A 21,569-nucleotide genomic window follows, 5' to 3' on the forward strand; every position below is an offset into this window, starting at 1 on the left:
TTGTGAGGTTTAAAAAAGACCCTTATTATCTGACAATTTCATGTTAAACTAACAGTAACTTAAATGACGAGTTAGGAGGAATATTGTGAGGATTTGGAGGAAATTATTAGTTTCTGTCGTTTCAATCGTGATGATTAGTAGTTCTGTTTTTATTTCTACAGGTGAACAAAATACCGTTGAGGCGGCAGCTACTTCGTATAGTAGTCTAAAAAGAAATATCAACAGCATCATGGCGGATGACCGCATGAAAAGTGCGTCTACAAGTGTCACAGTAAGAAAGGCTAATACTGGAGAAATCGTATATGAACATTATGCAGACAAGTCGATTACTCCCGCTTCTACAATGAAATTATTAACGGGTGCAGCTGCATTGGAAACACTTGGCGAGAATTATCGTTTCTCTACGTCCGTTTTAACTGAAGGTAAAGTGAAAAAAGGTACATTAAACGGGAATCTCTATTTAAAAGGCCAAGGTGATCCGACTTTACTAAAAAAACATTTGGATAGTTTTGCTACAACATTGGCAAAACAAGGCATCAAAAAGGTTAGTGGGAATTTAGTAGGAGATGATACTTGGTACGACAATGATCGTCTTTCTGCTGGTATTTTAGCTGAGGACGAGCCATACTATTATGCTGCACCTATCTCGGCGTTAACACTTTCACCAAACGGAGATTATGATGCTGGATCAGTTATTGTAACAGCAAGACCAGGCAAGAATGGTAGAGCAACAAATATTACATTGGCACCTGCTACAGCTGTTTTACAAGTAGTTAATAACTCAAAAACCGTACCTAAAGGATATAAAAACACCCTGAAAATAACGCGGAAAGTAGGTACTAATAAAGTTATTATTAGTGGGAATTCTCCATTAGGAACTTCGGGTAAAAAAGAATGGATTTCAGTCACCGATCCAACAGCCTATACGCTAGATATATTTAAAAAGTCGTTAGCCGAAAAAGGCATCACATTTTCTGCAGGCTCTAAGGTTGTGCAAGGGAAGACACCGGCAAATGTGAAAGCTCTAGCGTCTAGAAAATCGATGAAATTAAAGGATCTCATGATTCCATTTATGAAACTCAGTAACAACACTATTGCAGAAGTTTTAGCGAAGGAAATGGGAAAAGTAGTACATGATGAAGGAAGCTGGAAAGCAGGTCTTCTTGTTATGCAGGAATACGTATTGTCTATTGGTCTGGACGCTACGAAATGGAAATTCGAGGATGCCTCTGGAATGTCATATTCCAATAAAATTAGCTCTAGACAGCTTTCTGAGCTCTTATATTTAGTTCGTTCAGAACCGTGGTACTCGACATTTAATAAGAGTCTACCTGTAGCAGGTTCATCAGACCGACTCGTTGGCGGTACTCTAAAAAATAGATTAAAAACAGCTCCCGCTAAAGGTAATATAACTGCAAAAACAGGCAGTCTAAAAAATATAAAATCCCTCGCTGGATACGCAAAAACTAGAAGTGGTGAGACACTTATAATTACAGTGTTAACAGAAAAAAATAAATCTAGCACAATTCCCGTAATAGATAGAATTGCTACAACAATTGCTAATCATTAATATTTGGAAAGCGTCACCTTTGCTAAAAGCATTGGTGGCGCTTTTAGCAGTAAAAAGCTGGCTTTATAGTTAGCGTAGATAAATTATAAGTAACTTTAACATTAGAAGGAAACCCACTGTGTAATATAGAATTAGTGAATAAAAGCTTTATTGAGGGGATTGATTAGAATGAGTAAACTAGTAGAAAAAGCGATCGAGTTTGCAACAATAAAACATTCCGGTCAGATGCGTAAAGGAACAACGATTCCGTATATCATGCATCCAGTGAGTGTAGGGTTTATTTTGAAGGAAGAAAGGCAGTCGGATGAGGTTGTTGCCGCAGGAATATTGCATGATACTTTGGAGGATACGCATACAACAGAGGGAGAATTAGCTGAAGTATTTGGTAATAATATTCTTCAATTGGTGAAGGAAGCTTCGGAGCCTGATAAGGGGTTGCCATGGGAATTGAGAAAACAGCATACAATTGATGGCTTGCCGGAGAAAACAGCTGATATGTTATATGTAATTGTGGCAGATAAGCTGCATAATCTAAGAACTATTGCTCAATCAGTAGAAGAAGAGGGAGAGAATGTTTGGCTAAGGTTTAATCGAACTAAGCAAGACCAGTCGTGGTATCATCAGAGTATTGTAAAAGCAGTGAAAAGCCGTCGCAAGGAAGTCAGAATTATAAAAGACTACGAACTTCAGGTAAATCAATTGTTTGTTGGAGTCAATAAAGTGACAAATAAGTTAATAGATGTGATGTTAATAAATCCTTATCATTGTGGAGAGAAAGAATGCAAGGTATTTGAACAATACAAAATTCTAAATTTCATGGATGAAGTGTATACAGAAGCTAATCAAATTTATCAGGAACAAGCTTTTAAGAAAATTGAACCACTTATGCGTATGTTGGAGAAAGAAGGAGTGGTATTTGAATACAATTCTGATGGTCCGTTCATAATTCTTAGCTTCCTTTATACGCTCAAATATCGTCTTGCTTGGTCAGATGAAGAAACCGTTTCGCATTTCAACAGATTATAAAAATTTTGGGAGGTAAATAATATGGAGGAAAAGAAAACTAGTATGGCTATTTCAAAAGAAGAATTGGTGGAGCTCTTGAAGAAGACAGGTCCTACCAATCCAAATGAATTTCCAGACAATGATTTTGTATGGGACGATTTAGATAAGGATGATTGTCTAGACCAGAGTTACCCGGGTGTAAGCGAGGAGGAATTATGACTTTAAAGGTCAATGATATTGCAAATTTGCTCTATGATCCGGAGTATGAACATCTTAACTCTCTTTTTAATGCATTTAATCCGCTAAAAGTCTTACGAATTGATGCTCATGAAATAAGGCATTCAAATATTTTAGCATGGTTGCTTAATCCTAAAGAAAACCATAACCTAGGACATTTATTTATTGAAAAATTACTTGGAAGGTTATTGATTAAAGTGGAAAATTTTGAAAAAATGGAAGATGCAAATACGTATATTAAACTTCTTTCAATAACTCATAATGATTGGATTGTTGAACGTGAAAAAGGAACTGATAAAAATAAACGCATAGACTTATTATTACATTCAATAGAAAATAAAATGGTTATCTTAATCGAAAATAAGTTTTATTCTACACAGTCCAAAGGTCAGCTGAGGAATTATTTAGACTATTGTGAGTCCACCTACCCAGATTATATTTTACTGCCGATCTTTTTGACATTACATAATGAGGATGATCCAACAGAAAAATATTGGACATTAAATTACTCAGATATTGCAGAGACTTTAGAGTCTATTTTGAAATTACAAAAAGAGTCACTAAGTGAGGATGTGTACTCATTTCTTCAACATTACCTGAGCGTAGTACATGAACAATTTGCGCCAGATGAAAATCGTTTGAGGCTAGCAGAGTCATTGTTTACAAAACACGGTGAAGCAATCTCGGCGATATATTTAAGTACAAATAATTCTGTAAAAAAACATACTCATCACAAATACTTTAGAGAATTAGTTTCTGCATTATCTAAAGAGGAGCAAAATTGGGTACATAAAATCTATCAAGAGAATAACCAGACTATTGATTTTATTTTTACAGAAGACTCTCTCATTCTTAAAAAAGCATTTGAAAATGTAATGGTTAAAAGAGAATTTAAAGATGAGTATTATAAGGCGGTTAAATCAACACCTTATTTCATATTTCCGGAGTGGAAAATCGCTGAAAGTTTTTTAAAAGAAATGGAACATCCTGAAATTATGTATTGGCTAGGTTATGGTATTATTATTTTCTTTAAAAGAAGAGAAAATGGGTATTTAAAAGTTTATATAGAGATTGGACCGATGAAATATTCGTCACGTTTGGAACTGTTAAAAAGACTGGAACAAAAAGGCCTTTCTATAAAGGAGTCCTCTAAATTACCTACATCTGTATACACGCGTATTTATACTAACCAGATTAAGGTAGAGGATTGGATGTCTATCCATACTTTAGAAGATTCAATTTCATCCTTAATCGATGATTTAACTTTCATAGAAGTAAAAACCAAGATAACAGAAGTCCTACTCGGAATAGTAAAATAAAAATTAGAAAAAATGAAGTCGATAAAGACCTAGATGAAGATAATTTTAAAATTATCTACTACTATTATAGTTTCTGGTTTATTATGATAATACCTTACCTACTAAAGTCAATTTTATAATTACTTGTTTCAATTAAAACACGAATTTTGACGTGATCTCACCATTTTCATTCCTTTTTGCTTTTGAGTCAATTTCATAATTCCTTATTTCAATATAAAATAAGACTACTTTGGTGATATTATATTCAATTATTCGTTTGTTTAAAGAGGATTTCGTTGATTGGAGAGCAAGGTGGCGACTCCAGTGGGAACAGAAAATGTTTTCTGCACCGAAAGCGAAGCGACAGGTGCACGAGCTGAAAGCCCCGCAGGAAAGACATTGGTGGTACTTTGTTTGACCAATGTCTTTGCGACGAGTAACCGCAGGAGCATATGTTTTCGCAGAGACGAGGAGATTGAAGCCGTGTCCATGGAAAGCGTACACTTGGAACGGGGATCAAATTTGTTCGGATTTTACTACTAATTACTTCATAACGAAATTGACTCTTTTATGAAATTAATTCACTTAATGGTGATTTTATAGAGTTGTTTAACTTTTTTCATCTATGTACTATACTATTGGTGTAGTGAGGTGAGAGAAGTGGCACGTGAACGTAAATTTACAGATGACGAGCTATTTAAAGCAACGAAGTCATTGCTAATTGAGGAAGGCTATGATGCCTTTACATTTAGCAAGTTAGCCTCGATAATGGAGGTTTCTCGTGGAAGTATATATAAATATTATGAGAACAAAGATGAGTTGATTTCAGAGTTTCTAATGTACGAAATGAATCTATTTCTTAAAGGTTTTAATGAACTAGATAAAAGTGGAGATTTCCAAACGCAGTTTTATTTAGTTATAGATTTTATTTTTCAACATAGTGAGATTCATCAAATATTGGAGATTATTAACCAAATTCCTAAAAAGTCTTCCAATCGAGTTTCATCCAATCAGACACAATTAAATACATACCACACTGATATGTATAAACAATTTCAAAGTTTAATCGAGCAGGGAAAGAAGGAGCGAGTTATTAAGAGTCATCTATCTGATGCTATAATTCTGGGGATGACATTTCAAACTATTGCTATTCCCAATCATTTTGGAATTCCTCAGGACGAATGGGTAGCTTCTATTAGAGAAATTTTAAGTGAAGGGATGTTTCAGAGAGAATAATTGACATACAGGTCACTTTTACACATAATGTAAATGACAGGTGTGTTTTTTTAGTCAAAGTGACACTTGTGTCATTAATAAAATAGAGGAAGTGGACTTAGTGAAAAAGATACTAGGCAAGGTAACTGATTTTGTTACAACTCGCAAAGGTATGTGGATTACGTTAAGTATTTGGATAGCTCTAACTACAGTTCTGACAATATTTGCTCCAAGTTCAAGCGATTATAAAGTTTCTAGTGTAGCCTCGTTACCTGAGGATGCCCAGTCGATTATAGCCCAGGAAAATATTGATGAGCATTTTAAAGATGCAGAAAGTTTGCCTGGAATTCTAGTGCTTCAGTCGAAGGAAGTAATAGATATTGAAATGCTTGGAGCAGCTTTAGATAAAGTGGCATCGGCAAATATAAACGGTTTGAAGGAAATGATTCCTTTTAGTAGTTTACCACCCCAAGCGCTGGAAGGTTTTTTCTCAGAAGATAAGAAAACCTCTGTTATTCCTATAAGTTTTATCACTTCTTTGGAAACTTCTGATTTAGAAGAAAGCTTGGATAAGGTGAGTGAAATTGTAACTGAGGAAACCGGCTCAACCGTTTATATGACAGGACCAGCTGGAATAGCTGTAGATACAACGAATCTATTTGAACGTGCAGATCTTGTTTTAATTTTATCGACCGTAGGGATTATTCTGATTCTGCTAATTGTCATTTACCGTTCTCCATTATTAGCATTAATTCCACTATTGGCAGCAGGGATTGTGTATCAAGTCGTAAATCAGATACTTGGTATGATTGGTGCCAATGGTTTGGATTTAGCCACTCAATCGTTATCGATAATGTCGATTCTATTATTTGCCGCAACGATTGATTATTCATTGTTTGTTTTTTCTCGATATAGAGAAGAATTAAAGAATTATGAAACTAAATTTGATGCTATGAAGTATGCAATGCGTGAGACTGGAATTCCTGTATTCTTTGCAGGTGGTACAGTTTTAGCTGCGATGCTAGTACTATTCTTTGCATCATTTGGAGATTATCGAAATTTCGCACCAATTTTTGGTACAACTATGCTTGTCATTATGTTCGCTTCTGTTACATTAATCCCAGCACTATTCACACTTTTCGGTCGAAAATCATTTTGGCCACGTGTTCCAAAGTATGGTGAAAAAGAAGTAAAAGCCAACTCTTTATGGAGCAAAATTGCAGAAATTGTTGTCAATAAACCCAAAATTGCTGCTGTTTCTATATTAGTGATTTTAGTTGTTTCCGCATTGAATTTATTTAATTTGAATTATGAATTCGATACCATGAAGTCTTTCCCGGATGATATGCCTTCTCGTGAAGGTTATGAAATTATTGAAAATGAATTTGCAAAAGGTGATTTAGCTCCTACAAATGTCTTGTTTGAATCTGGAAGTAAAATTACGGAAGAAATGCAAGCAAGCATAGTCGAACAGTTGCTTCTGCAAGATTTAGTTAGTACTGTTAGAGCTACAGGAATTTCAGATGATGGCCTTGCGGCGCAATTCCAATTAACATTCAAGGAAAGTCCGTATTCAACGGAGTCGATGAATGCTCTTGAAAAAATGATAGAAGATAAGAAAAGTATTGTTAAAAATAGCAATGCAGAGGGTGATCTATACTTTGCAGGCGAAACAGCTTCACAAGTGGATGATCGGTCAGTAAATAGTCGAGATCTAATTCTCATTGTTGTTCTGGAAACAATATTAATCCTTATCTTATTAATTGTATTAACGAAATCTATTAAAATGCCAATATACATGATGGGTACTATTTTATTATCCTTCTTGGCTGCACTAGGTCTAGGTATGTTCTTAACTAATTTATTCTTCGATATTGATACGATTAGTAATCGTGTTCCACTATATTCGTTTGTGTTCTTAGTAGCACTAGGAATTGATTATAATATTATTCTTATATCTAGATATTTAGAGGAACGTGAAAAACATTCTGTTAAAGAAGCAGTTCAAATTGCAGTATCTCATACAGGTGGAGTTATTTCTTCTGCTGGTATCTTACTTGCTGCAACATTCGCTGTACTGATGACGCAGCCAATCCAACTGCTATTTGTTTTTGGATTTATCGTAGCGGTGGGAATTATCTTGGATACATTCTTAATTCGTGGAATTCTATTACCTGCATTGATTGTTCTATTTGAAAAAGATAAAAAATAAGATAAACGCATGGTCTTTTGGAATTATTCCAAAGTACCATGCGTTTTTTTTAGAAAATCTTCTTTCGGTCTCTTTCATCTTTAAGCAATTCAACAGCCTCACGGAAACGAAGTGAATGAATATTCTCTCGTTCTCTTAAGAACCGTAAAGCATCATTGATACCGGGATCATCTGATATATCGATTAACCATTGATAGGTAGCTCGTGCTTTTTCCTCTGCAGCAATATCCTCATATAAATCGGCTATGGGATCTCCTTTAGACTGAATATAAGTAGCTGTAAATGGAACGCCTCCTGCATTCTCATAAAATAATGAATGTCCATGATTTACAAAATGTGCACCTAAACCTGCTTTTTCTAATTGCTCAGGGGTAGCGTCCTTAGTCAATTTATAAATCATCGTCGCAAGCATTTCGAGATGTGAGAATTCCTCAGTGGAAATATCCGTAAGTAGTCCGATTACTTTATCCGGAACGGTATAACGCTGGTTCATATATCTGAGTGCAGCTGCCAGCTCACCGTCAGCGCCTCCGTATTGCTCCATAAGATATTTTGCTAGCATTGGATTACAGGTGGTTACTTCGACAGGATAAAGCAACTTTTTTTCATAAACCCACATCTGATTTCTCCTTTCTCATAATTGCCATGGCCAAGGATCTTGGTTCCAACGCCAACCTACTTCTAGTGCCTGTCTAGAGGGAATAGATTTAAGAGATAAAGGTCCAAATTTATTTTCGTATTGTTTGCGTACAGCCGCAGCATCTTTAATCGCTTCTCTCCATTGTTCTAAAGCATCTTCATCATCTGGATGTGTGTCGGTGTATAAAGTCCATTCGACAACAACAAAATCCATTTGTTGTACTTTTTTTAATAGATTCATTCTTTCATCAAAAGCACTCATGAAATTCCTTCCTCCCTGAAGAATCCATCCACAAACTTGGGCCAGAGCGAACCTTGCATTAGTGCCTCCTCGGGAGAATTTTGTGGTAGACCGGGCTGCTGGAAATTTGTGAAGATTTGCGGAGGTAGCACAAAATACTTCACGGTAATCGGAGGGCAGGGATCCCGTGGTGAAACAAAAGGCTTATAACTTCCTCTATAACTTGGACGTTCCAAATGTCATCACTCCTTCTCCCCATCCTATGAAGTAAGAACTTGTCTAATTCATGAGGGTAATATAAAGTTGATGAAAACTAATAAGAGTTAGCCTAGTATTTATCTTTTATTATTTTAGGAAATACCTAAGAAAAATAGAACTAAAGGAATTGAGAAGATACTGACAAGTGTTGTCACTAGAGTTGTAAACGAAACAAGATCCGGTTCAGTATTAAATTGCAATGCTAACATCGTTGTATTAGCTGCTGTTGGCATAGCGGCTAAAATAATCGCAACCTGTTTGACTGGATCATTAACCGGTAAGAAATATAAAATTCCAACGGCTAGAAGGGGAGATACAATTATCCGAATAACAGAAACGGCAGCAACATATCGATAGGCAACCTTTTTACGCGAAATAACAGCTAATTGCATTCCGAGAACGAGCATTACAGTTGGTATCGAAGCATCTGCAACAAGTCCAACTCCGTTGATTACCGCTTGTGGCACAGTCACTTGCGATTCTTGTAAAAGAATCCCAATTGCAGCAGCATACACGACAGGCATCCTAATAACACGGTGCAAGGACTGCTTCCATGTAGCCTTCTCCCCGCCACCAAGAGATGCAAAAAATATCCCAAATGTATTAATGAATAAGCCATGTAGAACCATAATCATTACAGCATAATCAAATCCGGTAGCCCCTAAGGCAAACAACACTACCGGAGCTCCATAATTTCCACTATTCATAAACATTCCACCTAAAATCATTGCAGAGAGTTCTGAGCGTGTAGTCTTCATAAAGGTTCCAACAACCCAAGTGATTATAAGTAAAATAAAGGCTAGAATAAGACAAAATAAAACGATATAAAAATATTCCATCGTTAATGCATTTGTATAAAATGTCCGGAAAGCTAAAAATGGAGACATTAAGTAAAGCGCTACGGTTGAGATAGATTTAATATCGAAACCAATTAACTTTTGTCCAACAAACCCAATAAAAAAAATAATAAAAACCGGCAAAATAATTAAAACCAGTTCCACTTTAGCACCTTCATTCTGTAATTCATTGTTCCAACTATTTAAATCAATATAACATATTAATTGTATAGATAATGTCAACCTGTGTGTAGAAATCTGACAAATGGAAATGATAGAGAAGGTAGTGGCAGATTATAAAATCTTTAAACCTTTGATAAAGTGATAGAAGGAGGAACAATAATGTCAGTGGAAAAATTAAAAATTGGGATTGTAGTTGGAAGTGTAAGAAAAGGACGTAATGCGGATGCTGTTTCACACTGGATGTATAATTTTGCTACAAAGAGAAATGATGCAGAATATGAATTAGTTGATTTGATAAATTATAAATTACCTCTTCTTGGGCAAGAGATTCCTTCAGAACAAAAAGAAGAAGCAAATTTTGCTATCAAAAGTTGGTCTGAGAGTATGGCTAAATATGACGGCTATATTTTCGTGACTCCAGAGTATAATCACGCAGTAGGTGGTGCACTAAAAAATGCATTAGACTACTTAAATCCTGAGTTAAACAATAAGGCAGCTGGTTTTGTAGGATATGGTAGTTTAGGTGGAGTGCGTGCACATGAGAATATGCGTTTGATCTTAGGGGAATTACAGGTTGCAGTTGTTCGTAATGCGGTAACATTCTCACTAATGACAGATTTTGAAAATATGAGTGTATTTAAGCCTGCTGAGTATCATGAAGGAAATACAAATACAATGCTTGACCAAATACTTGCATGGAGTGGGGCTTTAAAAAAACTTCGCTAATATAAATGTATAAAGCAACAATATAAAAGAAATTGAGTCCAAGGGAAATTTACTTTTCCCTTGGAGTTTTTGCGTTATAATTAAAATTAAATATTATAAATTTTTAGAAAACAAAAGTATGACATGGGGTGAAGCAATGGATATTAATAACAAAGTGGCAGTTGTAACAGGTGGAGCATCTGGGTTGGGGCTTGCAACTGTTGCACATTTAATACAAAAAGGGGCAAGGGTAGTAATTTTTGATGTAAATGAAGAATTAGCAAAAAAGGCAATTCAGGAATTCGGAGAAAATGTAGCCTACCAAATAGTTAATGTGACAGATGAAAACTCTGTCAATAAAGCAATTCAGCAAACAGTAGAAAAACTTGGAGCATTACATATTTGTGTAAATTGTGCAGGTATAGCTCCTCCACAAAAAACAGTTGGGAAATCTGGAGCAATGCCGTTGGAAAATTTCAAAAAAGTAATAGATGTAAACTTAATAGGAACGTTTAATACGTTGAGATTAGCAGCTGTGGCTATGACAAAAAATGATATGTCAACCGAATCCAGTGAGAGAGGCATCATTATTAATACAGCGTCAGTTGCAGCATTTGAGGGACAAATGGGGCAGGCAGCTTATAGTGCCAGTAAGGCTGGAATAGTAGGAATGACTCTACCAATTGCAAGAGATCTTTCTTCTTTTGGAATACGCATAAATGCAATAGCTCCAGGATTGTTCCGTACACCAATGGCAGCAGGCTTAGATGAAAAGGTGATAGAAAAGTTAGAATCCATCGTGGAATTTCCAAAGCGATTAGGTCGTCCAGAAGAATTTGCTTCATTAGTAGCTTTTATAATTGAAAACGAATATATCAACGGAGAAGTAATTCGCTTAGACGGAGCAATTCGAATGCAACCGAGGTAGTTAGAAAAGCGGAGGGCACCATCTAGCCTCGAAAAGCGCTGGAAGGGTTTCGGAAAAGGCGTTCTTTGCCTTTACCGAAATACTGAAGCGACTCGAGAGGCTGGTGCCCGGAGCTGGACAGAAAGAAAAGCGGAGGGCACCATCTAGCCTCGAAAAGCGCTGGAAGGGTTTCGAGAAAAGGCGTCCTTTGCCTTTACCGAAATTCTGAAGCGACTCGAGAGGCTGGTGCCCGGAGCTGGACAGAAAGAAAAGCGGAGGGCACCATCTAGCCTCGAAAAGCGCTGGAAGGGTTTCGAGAAAAGGCGTCCTTTGCATTTACCGAAATTATGAAGCGACTCGAGAGGCTGGTGCCCGGAGCTAGACAGGTAGAAAAGCGGAAACGCCTATGCAAGCCCCGAAAAGCGCTGGAAGGGTTTCGGAAAAGGCGTTCTTTGCCTTTACCGAAATTCTGAAGCGACTCGAGAGGCTGGTGCCCGGAGCTGGACAGAAAGAAAAGCGGAGGGCACCATCTAGCCTCGAAAAGCGCTGGAAGGGTTTCGAGAAAAGGCGTTCTTTGCCTTTACCGAAATTCTGAAGCGACTCGAGAGGCTGGTACGAGTAGCGACCAAAAAGAAAAACGAAGGGTGGAGATGAACATGATAGAGGTTGTAATAGTAGAAGGGGTACGAACAGCAATTGGAAGAAGAAAAGGGGCTCTTGCAGAGTATCGAGCAGACGAACTTGCAGCGGTTGTTTTAGACGAGTTAGTGAATCGAGCTGGTGTAGATAAAGCAGATATAGATGATGTTATTCTAGGTTGTGTCACACAGATAGGAGAACAAAGTGCGAATATTGCCCGAACTGCAGCATTGATTGCAGATTTTCCGATACATGTACCAGGGGTTACTATCGATCGCCAATGTGGTTCAAGTCAGCAAGCGGTGCATTTTGCTGCGCAAGCAATTGCCTCTGGGGATATGGATATAGTCATAGCTGGAGGAGTAGAAAGCATGACGCGTGAGCCCATGTTTTCAAATGTAGGAAATACAAAGGTAAGTACAAAACTGAGAGAAAAATATGAAATTATCAATCAAGGACTATCGTCAGAGCGAATGGTACAGAAATGGAGTTTAACACGTGAGGAACTAGATAAGTATTCTTCTGAAAGTCATGCAAAAGCTTTGGATGCAATAGAAAAAGGTCATTTTGATAAAGAAATTGTACCAGTAGAAGTGCAGCAAGCAAATGGCTCGTTAAAAAGCTTTGCAATCGATGAAGGCCCCCGTGAAGGATCTACTGTTGAAGTACTGAGTGGGTTAAAACCTGTCTTTGATGAAAATGGAGTGATTACTGCTGGAAATGCCAGTCAAATGAGTGACGGAGCTTCTGCAGTTCTATTGATGTCTCGTAAAAAGGCAGATGAGCTAGGACTAAAACCAAAAGCCCGTATAATAGCTCGCAGTGTGACGGGATCTGACCCAACGTTAATGTTAACTGGTCCAATAGAAGCAACGAAAAAAGTGCTTTTAAAAGCTGGTCTTACAATTGAAGATATGGACACATATGAAGTCAATGAAGCATTTGCGCAGGTACCATTAGTATGGCTTAAAGATACAGGTGCTATTCCGGAAAAGTTAAATCCAGATGGAGGAGCAATAGCTTTAGGTCATCCGTTAGGAGCTACAGGAACAAAGCTATTAGTAACAATGCTTCACAGACTAGAACGGATTGGTGGGCGCTATGGTCTTCTTGCTATTTGCGAGGGTATGGGTATGGCAAATGCCACAATTATTGAAAGAATTGAATAGGAGGTCTAGCAGTGGGAAGATATAGATTTGAGACAGATGAGCATGTGATATTTCGAAAATCTTTACAAAATTTTCTTCAAAAAGAAGCTGCCCCTAATTATGATTCATGGGAAAAGGAACGCCTAATTCCAAAGAGTTTTTGGCGGAAACTAGCCGAGATGGGGTATTTATGTCCACAGGTCGAGGAAGAATATGGTGGTCTCGGTTTAGATTTTAGTTTTGGTGTAATTATTTCAGAGGAATTAGAAAGAATCGGTTCAAGTCTTGTAGGTGTTGGATTGCATAATGATATCGTCGTTCCTTATATAGAGTCTTTTGGCACGCAAGAGCAAAAGCAACGATGGCTGCCAGGGTGTATAACTTCAGATTATATCACTGGAATTGCTATGACAGAGCCGGGAGCAGGTTCAGATTTGGCTAATATACAAACAACAGCAATTCGCGATGGAGATGTTTACGTTTTAAATGGGCAAAAGACATTTATAACTAATGGAGTTAATGGTAACTTGTTTTTAGTAGTAGTGAAAACTAATCCTACAGCAGAACCAAGACACCAAGGTATTAGTTTAGTTATTGTGGAAGAGGGGACTTCAGGATTTAACAGAGGCCGTAAGTTAGAAAAGGTAGGATTACATGCTCAGGACACTGCAGAGCTATACTTCGAGGATTGTCGTATTCCTATTTCTAATTTAATCGGAGAAGAGGGAAAAGGCTTCAGTTATTTAATGGAGAAACTACAACAAGAAAGATTAGTAGTAGCAATTTCCGCCCAAATTGCTTCAGAGGATATGCTAGAAATGACAATGGAGTATATAAAGTCTCGTAAAGCTTTTGGAAGGCCCATATCATCCTTTCAAAATACCCAATTTAAAATAGCCGAAATGGCAACAAAAATTGAGCTTGGAAAATCATTTTTGGAGTCATTAATTGAGGAGCATATTGCAGGTGAAGAAGTAGTTACTAAAGTATCGATGGCCAAATATTGGCTTACCGAAACTGCAAGAGAAATTTCGATTGAATGCATGCAATTGCATGGTGGATATGGTTATATGGAAGAGTATAAGATTGCAAGAAGATATCGGGACATTCCAGTAGCTTCTATTTACGCCGGGACAAATGAAATAATGAAAGTGATTATTTCTAAGAACCTAGGTTTATAAGGTTTGTTTGACAAAAGTAGATTACATCAAAAATAAAGCGTGACACATTGGATGATTATTTCAATGTGTCACGCTTTATTAGATTCATCTCAAGTATGTGTGCTTAGTTCCCGGCATGTCTCCATTGTGTAGGTGTTCCTGCTTTTGGACAATTAGGGAATGTAGCTCCTTCTTCTAATTCCATTTCATCGCCATCCTCATCTATATATGTGCCAGATTCAGTTACTGGTTCACCAGAATTGTGATGATGTCCTTCTGCGTGTTTCCAATAAGTTGCTACTTCCGATTCTGGACAAGAAGGGAATTTATCGCCCTTATTTAATCTTTTAGTAATTCCGGCCTCACATGTATAGGCTCCACTTTCTTCTACTACCTCATCTGTTGCATGTTCGTACTGTTGATTTCCCATTTTAAATACCTCCTTCATATTATATAACCTCTACAATCTATTTACCCAGCACAGAATGTCTAAAACATGAAGGGTATATCTAAGTAGGTTTAATATTCTTTTGTTTAGGGAGGTACAAGTAAAGCAAGATAATAGCTATAATTGTCTTAATTTAGTGAGTTCATTGATCTATACTTTATAAGATTAAAATATTCCATATGCCAATGTTTAAATGTGTATTCCTACTTTCTCATATTGTTTTGAAGCAATTTCTAGCGCTTGTTCAAAATCAGCTATTAAATCATTAACATTCTCTAATCCGACTGAAAAACGTAGTAATCCATCTGTTATTCCGCGTTTATCTCGTTCCGACTTGGGCATCGCGGCGTGAGACATTTGAGCTGGATGGGAGAGAATGGATTCTACTCCGCCTAAACTTACCGCAAATACAGGAATTTTAACGTTTTCAACAAATGCCTTAGCGGTGGATTTATTCGGTAAACAGAAGGAAAGGACAGCACCAGCACTACTCGATTGCTTGTTATGCGTTTCGTATCCTGGATGAGTGGAAAGTCCAGGGAAAAAGACATTCTCCACCAAATCATGCCGATTTAGATAGTTTGCAATTTTTTGGGCAGACTGAGCGGATTTTTCAAAACGGACATTTAATGTTTTGATACCTTGAATGAGAGAAAATGAATCTTGCGCACCTAAAATAGCACCAAATGAGTTTTGGATAAATGCTAAACGCTTACCTAACTCCTCGTCTTTTATAACCGCAAGTCCTGCAATAATATCGCTATGCCCAGATAAAAATTTTGTTGCACTATGTAAGACGATATCAATTCCTAAATCTAATGGACGCTGATATAACGGTGTCATAAATGTATTGTCTAAGAAGGTTAAACAAGCATTGGATTTTGCAAGCTCCACGACAGCGGTAATATCAGTAATACCTAAGCATGGATTCGAAGGGGTCTCGATGTAAATCAGTTTTGTATTTGATTGCATTGCACTTGCAATTGCTTCCACATTCGTAAAATCTGCAAAACTGTGCTCAATACCAAAACGAGGCAATACTTCTGTAACAAAACGAAAGGTTCCACCGTATACGTCTTCTGTAATAACGATATGATCGCCTGAAGACAAAAGCATAAATGCAGAAGAAATTGCCGCAATTCCTGATGCAAATGCCAATCCTCTAGTCCCCCCCTCTAATTCAGCAATCGTTTTTTCGAGTGCGTCTCTTGTAGGATTTCCCGATCGACTATAGTCATAAGGTCCAAAATCATCAAAGCTTTCTTGATGGAAAGTGGAGGATAAATAGATAGGAACATTTACAGATCCAGTTTTTATCTCCGAATCTCCGCGTGTAGAGGCAACAATTATACTAGTCTCCAACGACTCTTTGTAATCACTCATTAATTATGACCTCGCTTTCTAATGTATTTAATACTTGTTTTAAATCTGCGATTAAATCTTCTACTTCTTCAATCCCAACCGAAAAACGAAGGAGACTATTATCAACTCCTCGTGCATTCCGTTCCTCTTCAGGTATATCGGCATGTGTTTGTGTAGCAGGATACGTGATAAAGCTCTCTACACCACCAAGACTTTCAGCAAATACAATCAGTCTCAAATTCTTTAGGAAAGGAGCCACCCATTCGCTTTTTTGTAAACGGAAGGATAACATTCCGCCAACTCCTGGATATAACACATCCTTAACAGCAGATTCCTGCTTTAAAAATTCAGTAATTCTTTTTGCATTTAAATCATGCTGCTTCATACGTAGATGAAGTGTTTTTAATCCTCTTATTAACAACCAAGAATCGAAAGGAGAAAGGACAGCGCCTGCAGCATTATGGTTGACTTGCAGTTGTTCACTTAGATCAGTACCTTTTGTTACCACCAATCCTGCAAGTACATCGTTATGTCCCCCAATATATTTTGTGCCACTATGGATGACAATATGGGCACCCAATTCAATAGGTCGCTGTAAATAAGGGGTTAAGAATGTATTGTCTACGATTAACAATAGATTATGCTCTTCTGCTATATCCGCAAATAGCTGTATGTCGATTTCCTGCATTAAAGGGTTAGTGGGTGTTTCGATAAATAAGGCTTTTGTATTTTCTGTTATTAATGCTTTTACTTCTTCAGCTGATTCAAATTTTGTATAAGTAGTACGGATATTATATGAATCTGCGTACTGGTTGAATAATCGGTATGTACCACCATACAAATCATCAGGAGCAATTAACTCATCTCCTGACCGAAAAAGGGATAAAACCAATTGTATTGCAGCCATACCAGAACTACAGGCAAAGCCAGCATCTCCACCTTCTAATTTTGCAATTCCTTCCTCTAAAATAGCTCGTGTCGGGTTCTTAGTTCGTGTGTAGTCGTATCCTGTAGACTGCCCAATCCCATTGTGTTTGTAAGCTGTGGAGAGATAAATAGGGGGATTTACCGCCCCGGTTTTTTCATCACTATGATTTCCCAATTGAACTAACTGTGTATCAATACTGTTTTTTGTCATAAGTATTCATCCTTTACAATTAAAATAAAAAAGAGGATTCTCTAATAAGAAGAGAACCCTCAAGTAAATATCGAAGTTTGTCTTCTTATCTTCAAGACGTCATACGTCTATTGGAATTAGCACCATACCTAAGCGTGGCTGGTTGCTGAGACATCTAAGGGCCAATCCCTCCGTCTCTCTGGATAAGAAAAAAATATGAAATTATCAAAATTTTAAATTTAAATAATCTTAACACTTAGTGGCTATTAATACAATACGTTTTTTTGTTTCAAGTTATGACATAAATGTCAGTATTAAAACAATTACTCCGAGTATTAAAGATATCCATCCCACAACTAACTTGTGAGAATAAGCTAAAGCTACGAGCCCTAATAGAACTGCACCTGCACCTAGCCAAAGGGGAGCATAAAAGAAACCAAGTACCCCTAAGACTATACCTAACAAACCAACCCATAATCCTGTAGAAGAATCCAACATCCACACCTCCCATCCTATAATGTAGGAACTCCAAGAAGAAAAGTCCCTTTACATATTATATGAAGGGTATAGAGGAGGGGCATAAACAATCTGCAGATTCATTGCAGAGATAGGCCATTATGCTGGTCTTTTATTAAATAAACAAAATATTAGAATGTAGCTTAAAATTTGTTATAATTACAAACAGACCCGTTGGTATGTTAGGAGGAAAAATAGCTATGGATACTAAATCACTCTTGATTGAAACTGCTACAATTCTTTTTCAGGAAAAAGGTTACAAAACTGTAGGACTCAATGAAATTTTAAAAGCTAGTAATGTTTCAAAGGGTGCTCTTTACCATCACTTTCCAGATGGCAAAGAAGAACTCTTGATAACTTGTTTACACGCTCTAAAAGAAGACATAACCACAGATATTGAAGCTATTTTTAGTAAGCATCTTACAACTAAGGACGCCATAATTTCAACGATTGATACTTTAATAAATAGCTTTGAAAAAAGAGGTACTATTACTGGCTATACATTTAGCAGTATTGTTAGTGAAATGGCAACAATGAGTGAACCAGTTCGCAAAGCGTGCAGTGAGTTATATGAAAATATTGAACGCATCTACTGTGCTAAGCTATTATCCGATGGCTTTTCGGATGAAACAGCTGCCTCTGTATCGTTATTGTTGACTGCTTCGATTGAAGGGGCCATGATGCTTTGTTTAACGAAACAATCTACGAATCCTTTAAAAACAATTGCAGAACTATTACCGAACTTGTTGGAGAAGCTATAAAAATGGAATTTAAAGCGAAGGTCTTTACTAAACTTTGAGAGGAAGAAAAAAATGCATCAAGAAAACAGACTACCAAGAAATGCAAAGGAAGGCCTATTATTCGGCACAATTATCTCAACACTTACGGTTATATTCATGACCTCCTTAAATATCATTCTCTCTTTTGGAGAATTTAACGGAGAAGTTGCTTTAACCATCTTAAAAGCGCTACCGATTATTTGGGTTATTGTTATGATCATTGAACCAACTATTTTTGGACGTATTGCAGAAGCTTTAGTTAAAAAATTCACTAAGCCTACGGATAGCTTCAACTCCAAAATTTTATTCCGAATTCTTTTTACCGTATTAGGGATGTCTGCAGCTATGACACTTATTGGTGATATTGTAGGAAATGGCTTTAGAATGGAAATCTTCAGCAACTGGTTAACGAATTGGCCGCGTAACTTCGCAATCGTGCTTATTGCAGAAAGCTTAGTAATTCAACCTATTGCCCGTTTTGCAATGATAAAATTACATGAATCTCAGGATGGCAAAGCTCAAGCAGAAGCTGTTGTAAGTACAAAATAACTAACAAAAACGCTCAGACATATTTTGTCTAAGCGTTTTTTCTTTTCACTATAACTAAAACATCAGCAGACATTGTTCAATGTCTGTTTCTATTTTCCACCCAGTAGGTCAAATAATCCTCCTGCTATACTGCCTTCACCTTTTGAACCACCACCTGGTGTTTGAGGGGCAGCAGCAAATACTTTACTAGCTAATCTGCTAAATGGAAGTGATTGGATCCATACGGTACCAGGACCACGAAGGGTAGCGAAGAATAATCCTTCTCCACCAAATAAGGCTGTTTTAACTCCCTTGACCATTTCGATATTGTAATCTACATCCGCAGTCATTGCTACGAGACATCCAGTATCTACTCGTAAAACCTCTCCTTGCTGTAGTGATTTTCTATGAATAGTTCCCCCTGCATGCACGAAAGCTAGGCCATCACCCTCAAGTTTTTGCATAATGAAACCTTCACCACCAAAGAAACCTGCACCTAGCTTACGTTGAAATTCAATGCCAATCGTAACCCCTTTAGCTGCTGCTAGAAATGCATCCTTTTGACAAATAATTTTTCCGCGGTATTGGCTTAAGTCCATAGGAATAATCTTTCCAGGGTAAGGTGATGCGAAGTAGACATGTTTTTTGCCACTACCAGTATTGGTGAATGTTGTCATGAATAAACTCTCTCCAGTAAGCATACGTTTACCTGCACCCATTAATTTACCCATAAGTCCGCCACTGCTACCACCCGATCCTGATGAGCCATCGCCGAAAATAGTTTCCATTGAAATACCGTCTTCCATCATCATTAAGCTGCCTGCTTCTGCAACAACAGTTTCTTTTGGATCCAATTCAATTTCTACAAATTGCATATCGTCTCCATATAGTTTGTAGTCTATTTCATGGTTATTCATAATCTTGCTCCTCCCAAATTGTTATTACCCAATTATACGATATGAAAGGTAAAAAGTTTCATTCTAAAAATTCAAAATTATTAAAGGTATTTACAAATAATTATCGAATGTATTATTAATGGAAACGTTTACATTTTAAAGTGAAAAGAGGGAATAGAATGAAGTTAACAAATTTTATTGATGGGAAATGGCAGGATGTTGGTAGAACGGAGTATACCCCAGTGTTTAATCCTGCGAATGGGGAACAACTTGCAGAGGTTAAGCTATCTACAATGGAAGATGTGAATATTGCAGTGGAAGCCGCAGTGAAAGCTCAAAAAAAATGGGCACTCGTTCCTGCGCCGAAACGTGCAGATTATTTATATGAGATTGGTAGAATAATGAAAGAAAAGAAAGAGCATCTAGCTCAAGTATTAACAAAAGAAATGGGAAAAGTGATTGAAGAGGGACGTGGAGAAGTACAAGAAGGTATTGATATGGCATTATATATGGCTGGAGAAGGTCGTCGTTTGTTTGGTGAGACTACTCCATCTGAACTTGCAGACAAGTTTGCGATGAGTGTCCGAGCACCTATTGGGGTAGTGGGACTCATTACTCCTTGGAACTTTCCGGTTGCCATTGCTACTTGGAAATCATTCCCTGCTATTGTTGCTGGAAATGCATTCATTTGGAAACCGGCAACGGAAACTCCTATGATGGCATATGAAATGGCTAAAATCTTTGAGGAAGCTGGTTTACCACCTGGAGTTGCTAATGTTGTTTTTGGATCAGGTTCTCAAGTAGGTACTGCAATGATTGAGCATCCGGAAGTGAAAGTTATTTCATTTACTGGTTCTACAGAAACGGGGAGTAAAGTCGCTGAGCTCGGTGGTCGTCACCTAAAAAAAGTTTCCCTCGAAATGGGTGGGAAAAATGCAGTAATCGTCATGGAGGATGCAGATCTTTCATTAGCAGTGGAAGGTATTCTATGGAGTGCCTTTGGAACTGCAGGACAAAGATGTACGGCATGTAGCAGAGTTATTGTGCATAAAGATGTAAGAGAAGACTTAGAGAAAATGCTTCTTGAACAAATGGAAAAACTAACGATTGGCGATGGATTAGATGAAACGGTCAAAATCGGCCCAGTTATTAATAAAAATGCTCTGGAGAAAATCCATTCCTATACAAAAATAGGACAAGAGGAAGGGGCGACTCTCTTAACGGGAGGAACAATTTTAAATGAGGCAGAGCTAGCAAAGGGGAATTATTATGCTCCTACTCTTTTTACTAACGTGACACCGAATATGCGAATAGCGCAGGAGGAAATATTTGGTCCAGTAGTTTCCTTGATAGAAGTGAATTCACTAGAGGAAGCAATTAAAGTAAATAATGGAGTGAAGTTTGGACTATCCAGCTCCATCTATTCAAGAGATGTCAATAAAGTATTCCATGCACAGCGTGATTTGGATACTGGGATAGTTTACGTTAACGCAGGAACAACTGGAGCAGAAATCCACTTGCCTTTTGGAGGAACAAAAGGGACTGGGAATGGCCATCGGGACTCAGGGGTAGCAGCATTAGATGTGTATACAGAATGGAAGAGCATATATATAGATTACAGTGGGAAATTACAGCGTGCACAAATAGACACTCAAGTAATAGGGGGATGA

22 protein-coding genes and 1 riboswitch are annotated in these 21,569 nt (G+C 37.4%); of the genes, 13 read left to right on the top strand and 9 right to left on the bottom strand.

The window, feature by feature from the left end; all coding sequences use genetic code 11:
* The first annotated feature begins 85 nt into the window (after positions 1-85).
* The 6 genes from dacB to MKY60_RS02845 all read left to right on the top strand — a co-directional run bounded on the left by dacB (position 86) and on the right by MKY60_RS02845 (position 7,537).
* Positions 86-1,570: a D-alanyl-D-alanine carboxypeptidase/D-alanyl-D-alanine endopeptidase gene (dacB, locus tag MKY60_RS02820; protein WP_093493629.1), complete on the top strand. Its 1,485-nt coding sequence runs from the start codon at positions 86-88 to the stop codon at positions 1,568-1,570.
* A 168-nt stretch (positions 1,571-1,738) separates the two neighbouring features.
* Positions 1,739-2,596 carry an HD domain-containing protein gene (locus MKY60_RS02825; RefSeq protein ID WP_340928498.1) on the top strand — a complete coding sequence of 286 codons (858 nt, stop codon included), beginning with the start codon at positions 1,739-1,741 and terminating at the stop codon, positions 2,594-2,596.
* Between the two features lie 21 nt (positions 2,597-2,617).
* The gene (locus MKY60_RS02830; protein ID WP_340928499.1) at positions 2,618-2,794 is read left to right on the top strand and encodes a hypothetical protein; all 177 of its coding nucleotides are present in this window, start codon (positions 2,618-2,620) and stop codon (positions 2,792-2,794) included.
* Positions 2,791-4,131: a PDDEXK-like family protein gene (locus MKY60_RS02835; RefSeq protein ID WP_340928500.1), complete on the top strand. Its 1,341-nt coding sequence runs from the start codon at positions 2,791-2,793 to the stop codon at positions 4,129-4,131. The genes MKY60_RS02830 and MKY60_RS02835 overlap by 4 nt, the downstream gene beginning before the upstream one ends.
* Positions 4,132-4,770: 639 nt before the next feature.
* The gene (locus MKY60_RS02840) at positions 4,771-5,346 is read left to right on the top strand and encodes a TetR/AcrR family transcriptional regulator (protein WP_241597273.1); all 576 of its coding nucleotides are present in this window, start codon (positions 4,771-4,773) and stop codon (positions 5,344-5,346) included.
* A gap of 100 nt (positions 5,347-5,446) precedes the next feature.
* The gene (locus tag MKY60_RS02845) at positions 5,447-7,537 is read left to right on the top strand and encodes an MMPL family transporter (RefSeq protein WP_445677976.1); all 2,091 of its coding nucleotides are present in this window, start codon (positions 5,447-5,449) and stop codon (positions 7,535-7,537) included.
* A gap of 49 nt (positions 7,538-7,586) precedes the next feature.
* Here MKY60_RS02845 and MKY60_RS02850 read toward each other — a convergent pair whose 3' ends face one another.
* The 4 genes from MKY60_RS02850 to MKY60_RS02865 form a co-directional block, all read right to left on the bottom strand.
* Positions 7,587-8,156: a manganese catalase family protein gene (locus MKY60_RS02850; RefSeq protein WP_090564714.1), complete on the bottom strand. Its 570-nt coding sequence runs from the start codon at positions 8,154-8,156 to the stop codon at positions 7,587-7,589.
* 15 nt (positions 8,157-8,171) lie between these two features.
* A complete protein-coding gene (locus MKY60_RS02855) occupies positions 8,172-8,438 on the bottom strand; it encodes a spore coat protein CotJB (protein WP_090564712.1) in 267 nt (88 codons plus the stop codon).
* Positions 8,435-8,653, bottom strand: coding sequence for a spore coat associated protein CotJA (locus MKY60_RS02860; protein ID WP_093493636.1), 219 nt, complete (start codon positions 8,651-8,653; stop codon positions 8,435-8,437). The genes MKY60_RS02855 and MKY60_RS02860 overlap by 4 nt, the downstream gene beginning before the upstream one ends.
* 114 nt (positions 8,654-8,767) lie before the next feature.
* Positions 8,768-9,676: an AEC family transporter gene (locus MKY60_RS02865; protein WP_340928502.1), complete on the bottom strand. Its 909-nt coding sequence runs from the start codon at positions 9,674-9,676 to the stop codon at positions 8,768-8,770.
* Between the two features lie 177 nt (positions 9,677-9,853).
* Here MKY60_RS02865 and MKY60_RS02870 point away from each other — a divergent pair, with 177 nt between their 5' ends.
* The 4 genes from MKY60_RS02870 to MKY60_RS02885 all read left to right on the top strand — a co-directional run bounded on the left by MKY60_RS02870 (position 9,854) and on the right by MKY60_RS02885 (position 14,274).
* Entirely contained in the window at positions 9,854-10,420 is a 567-nt protein-coding gene (locus MKY60_RS02870) for an NADPH-dependent FMN reductase (RefSeq protein WP_093493640.1), read from the top strand.
* Between the two features lie 136 nt (positions 10,421-10,556).
* Positions 10,557-11,327 (top strand): 3-hydroxyacyl-CoA dehydrogenase, encoded by a 771-nt coding sequence (locus MKY60_RS02875; RefSeq protein WP_093493642.1) that lies wholly within the window; start codon positions 10,557-10,559, stop codon positions 11,325-11,327.
* Positions 11,328-11,962: 635 nt separating this feature from the next.
* Positions 11,963-13,114 carry a thiolase family protein gene (locus MKY60_RS02880; RefSeq protein WP_340928503.1) on the top strand — a complete coding sequence of 384 codons (1,152 nt, stop codon included), beginning with the start codon at positions 11,963-11,965 and terminating at the stop codon, positions 13,112-13,114.
* An 11-nt stretch (positions 13,115-13,125) separates the two neighbouring features.
* Complete coding sequence (locus tag MKY60_RS02885; protein ID WP_340928505.1) at positions 13,126-14,274, top strand: acyl-CoA dehydrogenase family protein; 1,149 nt, start codon at positions 13,126-13,128, stop codon at positions 14,272-14,274.
* Between the two features lie 103 nt (positions 14,275-14,377).
* Here the strand turns inward: MKY60_RS02885 and MKY60_RS02890 are convergent, their stop codons facing one another.
* From MKY60_RS02890 to MKY60_RS02905, 4 genes are all read right to left on the bottom strand, one after another.
* Positions 14,378-14,683, bottom strand: coding sequence for a hypothetical protein (locus MKY60_RS02890; RefSeq protein ID WP_090564696.1), 306 nt, complete (start codon positions 14,681-14,683; stop codon positions 14,378-14,380).
* Positions 14,684-14,890: 207 nt separating this feature from the next.
* Positions 14,891-16,084, bottom strand: coding sequence for a cystathionine beta-lyase (metC, locus tag MKY60_RS02895; protein ID WP_340879001.1), 1,194 nt, complete (start codon positions 16,082-16,084; stop codon positions 14,891-14,893).
* Positions 16,077-17,201 (bottom strand): methionine biosynthesis PLP-dependent protein, encoded by a 1,125-nt coding sequence (locus MKY60_RS02900; protein WP_093493650.1) that lies wholly within the window; start codon positions 17,199-17,201, stop codon positions 16,077-16,079. Before MKY60_RS02900 ends, metC begins: the two co-directional genes overlap by 8 nt.
* A gap of 82 nt (positions 17,202-17,283) precedes the next feature.
* A riboswitch (SAM riboswitch) is annotated at positions 17,284-17,390 on the bottom strand.
* Positions 17,391-17,474: 84 nt separating this feature from the next.
* Positions 17,475-17,678, bottom strand: a complete 204-nt coding sequence (locus MKY60_RS02905; RefSeq protein WP_090564691.1) for a hypothetical protein — start codon at positions 17,676-17,678, stop codon at positions 17,475-17,477.
* A gap of 218 nt (positions 17,679-17,896) precedes the next feature.
* On the opposite strand from MKY60_RS02905, the gene MKY60_RS02910 reads away from it, so the two are divergent.
* The gene (locus MKY60_RS02910) at positions 17,897-18,457 is read left to right on the top strand and encodes a TetR/AcrR family transcriptional regulator (protein WP_093493652.1); all 561 of its coding nucleotides are present in this window, start codon (positions 17,897-17,899) and stop codon (positions 18,455-18,457) included.
* A gap of 51 nt (positions 18,458-18,508) precedes the next feature.
* Positions 18,509-19,024, top strand: coding sequence for a DUF2798 domain-containing protein (locus tag MKY60_RS02915; protein WP_340928509.1), 516 nt, complete (start codon positions 18,509-18,511; stop codon positions 19,022-19,024).
* Positions 19,025-19,113: 89 nt separating this feature from the next.
* Here MKY60_RS02915 and MKY60_RS02920 read toward each other — a convergent pair whose 3' ends face one another.
* Entirely contained in the window at positions 19,114-19,920 is an 807-nt protein-coding gene (locus MKY60_RS02920) for a TIGR00266 family protein (RefSeq protein ID WP_090564685.1), read from the bottom strand.
* Between the two features lie 158 nt (positions 19,921-20,078).
* Here MKY60_RS02920 and MKY60_RS02925 point away from each other — a divergent pair, with 158 nt between their 5' ends.
* A complete protein-coding gene (locus tag MKY60_RS02925) occupies positions 20,079-21,569 on the top strand; it encodes an aldehyde dehydrogenase family protein (RefSeq protein WP_241600473.1) in 1,491 nt (496 codons plus the stop codon).

The organism is Psychrobacillus sp. FSL K6-1415, from assembly GCF_038003185.1.
Taxonomy (GTDB): Bacteria; Bacillota; Bacilli; order Bacillales_A; family Planococcaceae; genus Psychrobacillus; species Psychrobacillus psychrodurans.

Bases quoted from the DNA above. Each gene is read 5' to 3' on its own strand.
- MKY60_RS02850 (WP_090564714.1), bottom strand. From the start codon at position 8,156: ATGTGGGTTTATGAAAAAAAGTTGCTTTATCCTGTCGAAGTAACCACC.
- MKY60_RS02880 (WP_340928503.1), top strand. From the start codon at position 11,963: ATGATAGAGGTTGTAATAGTAGAAGGGGTACGAACAGCAATTGGAAGA.
- MKY60_RS02900 (WP_093493650.1), bottom strand. From the start codon at position 17,201: ATGACAAAAAACAGTATTGATACACAGTTAGTTCAATTGGGAAATCAT.
- MKY60_RS02825 (WP_340928498.1), top strand. From the start codon at position 1,739: ATGAGTAAACTAGTAGAAAAAGCGATCGAGTTTGCAACAATAAAACAT.
- MKY60_RS02920 (WP_090564685.1), bottom strand. From the start codon at position 19,920: ATGAATAACCATGAAATAGACTACAAACTATATGGAGACGATATGCAA.
- MKY60_RS02925 (WP_241600473.1), top strand. From the start codon at position 20,079: ATGAAGTTAACAAATTTTATTGATGGGAAATGGCAGGATGTTGGTAGA.
- MKY60_RS02875 (WP_093493642.1), top strand. From the start codon at position 10,557: ATGGATATTAATAACAAAGTGGCAGTTGTAACAGGTGGAGCATCTGGG.
- MKY60_RS02890 (WP_090564696.1), bottom strand. From the start codon at position 14,683: ATGGGAAATCAACAGTACGAACATGCAACAGATGAGGTAGTAGAAGAA.
- metC (WP_340879001.1), bottom strand. From the start codon at position 16,084: ATGAGTGATTACAAAGAGTCGTTGGAGACTAGTATAATTGTTGCCTCT.
- MKY60_RS02855 (WP_090564712.1), bottom strand. From the start codon at position 8,438: ATGAGTGCTTTTGATGAAAGAATGAATCTATTAAAAAAAGTACAACAA.
- MKY60_RS02910 (WP_093493652.1), top strand. From the start codon at position 17,897: ATGGATACTAAATCACTCTTGATTGAAACTGCTACAATTCTTTTTCAG.
- MKY60_RS02830 (WP_340928499.1), top strand. From the start codon at position 2,618: ATGGAGGAAAAGAAAACTAGTATGGCTATTTCAAAAGAAGAATTGGTG.
- MKY60_RS02835 (WP_340928500.1), top strand. From the start codon at position 2,791: ATGACTTTAAAGGTCAATGATATTGCAAATTTGCTCTATGATCCGGAG.
- MKY60_RS02870 (WP_093493640.1), top strand. From the start codon at position 9,854: ATGTCAGTGGAAAAATTAAAAATTGGGATTGTAGTTGGAAGTGTAAGA.
- MKY60_RS02905 (WP_090564691.1), bottom strand. From the start codon at position 17,678: ATGTTGGATTCTTCTACAGGATTATGGGTTGGTTTGTTAGGTATAGTC.
- MKY60_RS02915 (WP_340928509.1), top strand. From the start codon at position 18,509: ATGCATCAAGAAAACAGACTACCAAGAAATGCAAAGGAAGGCCTATTA.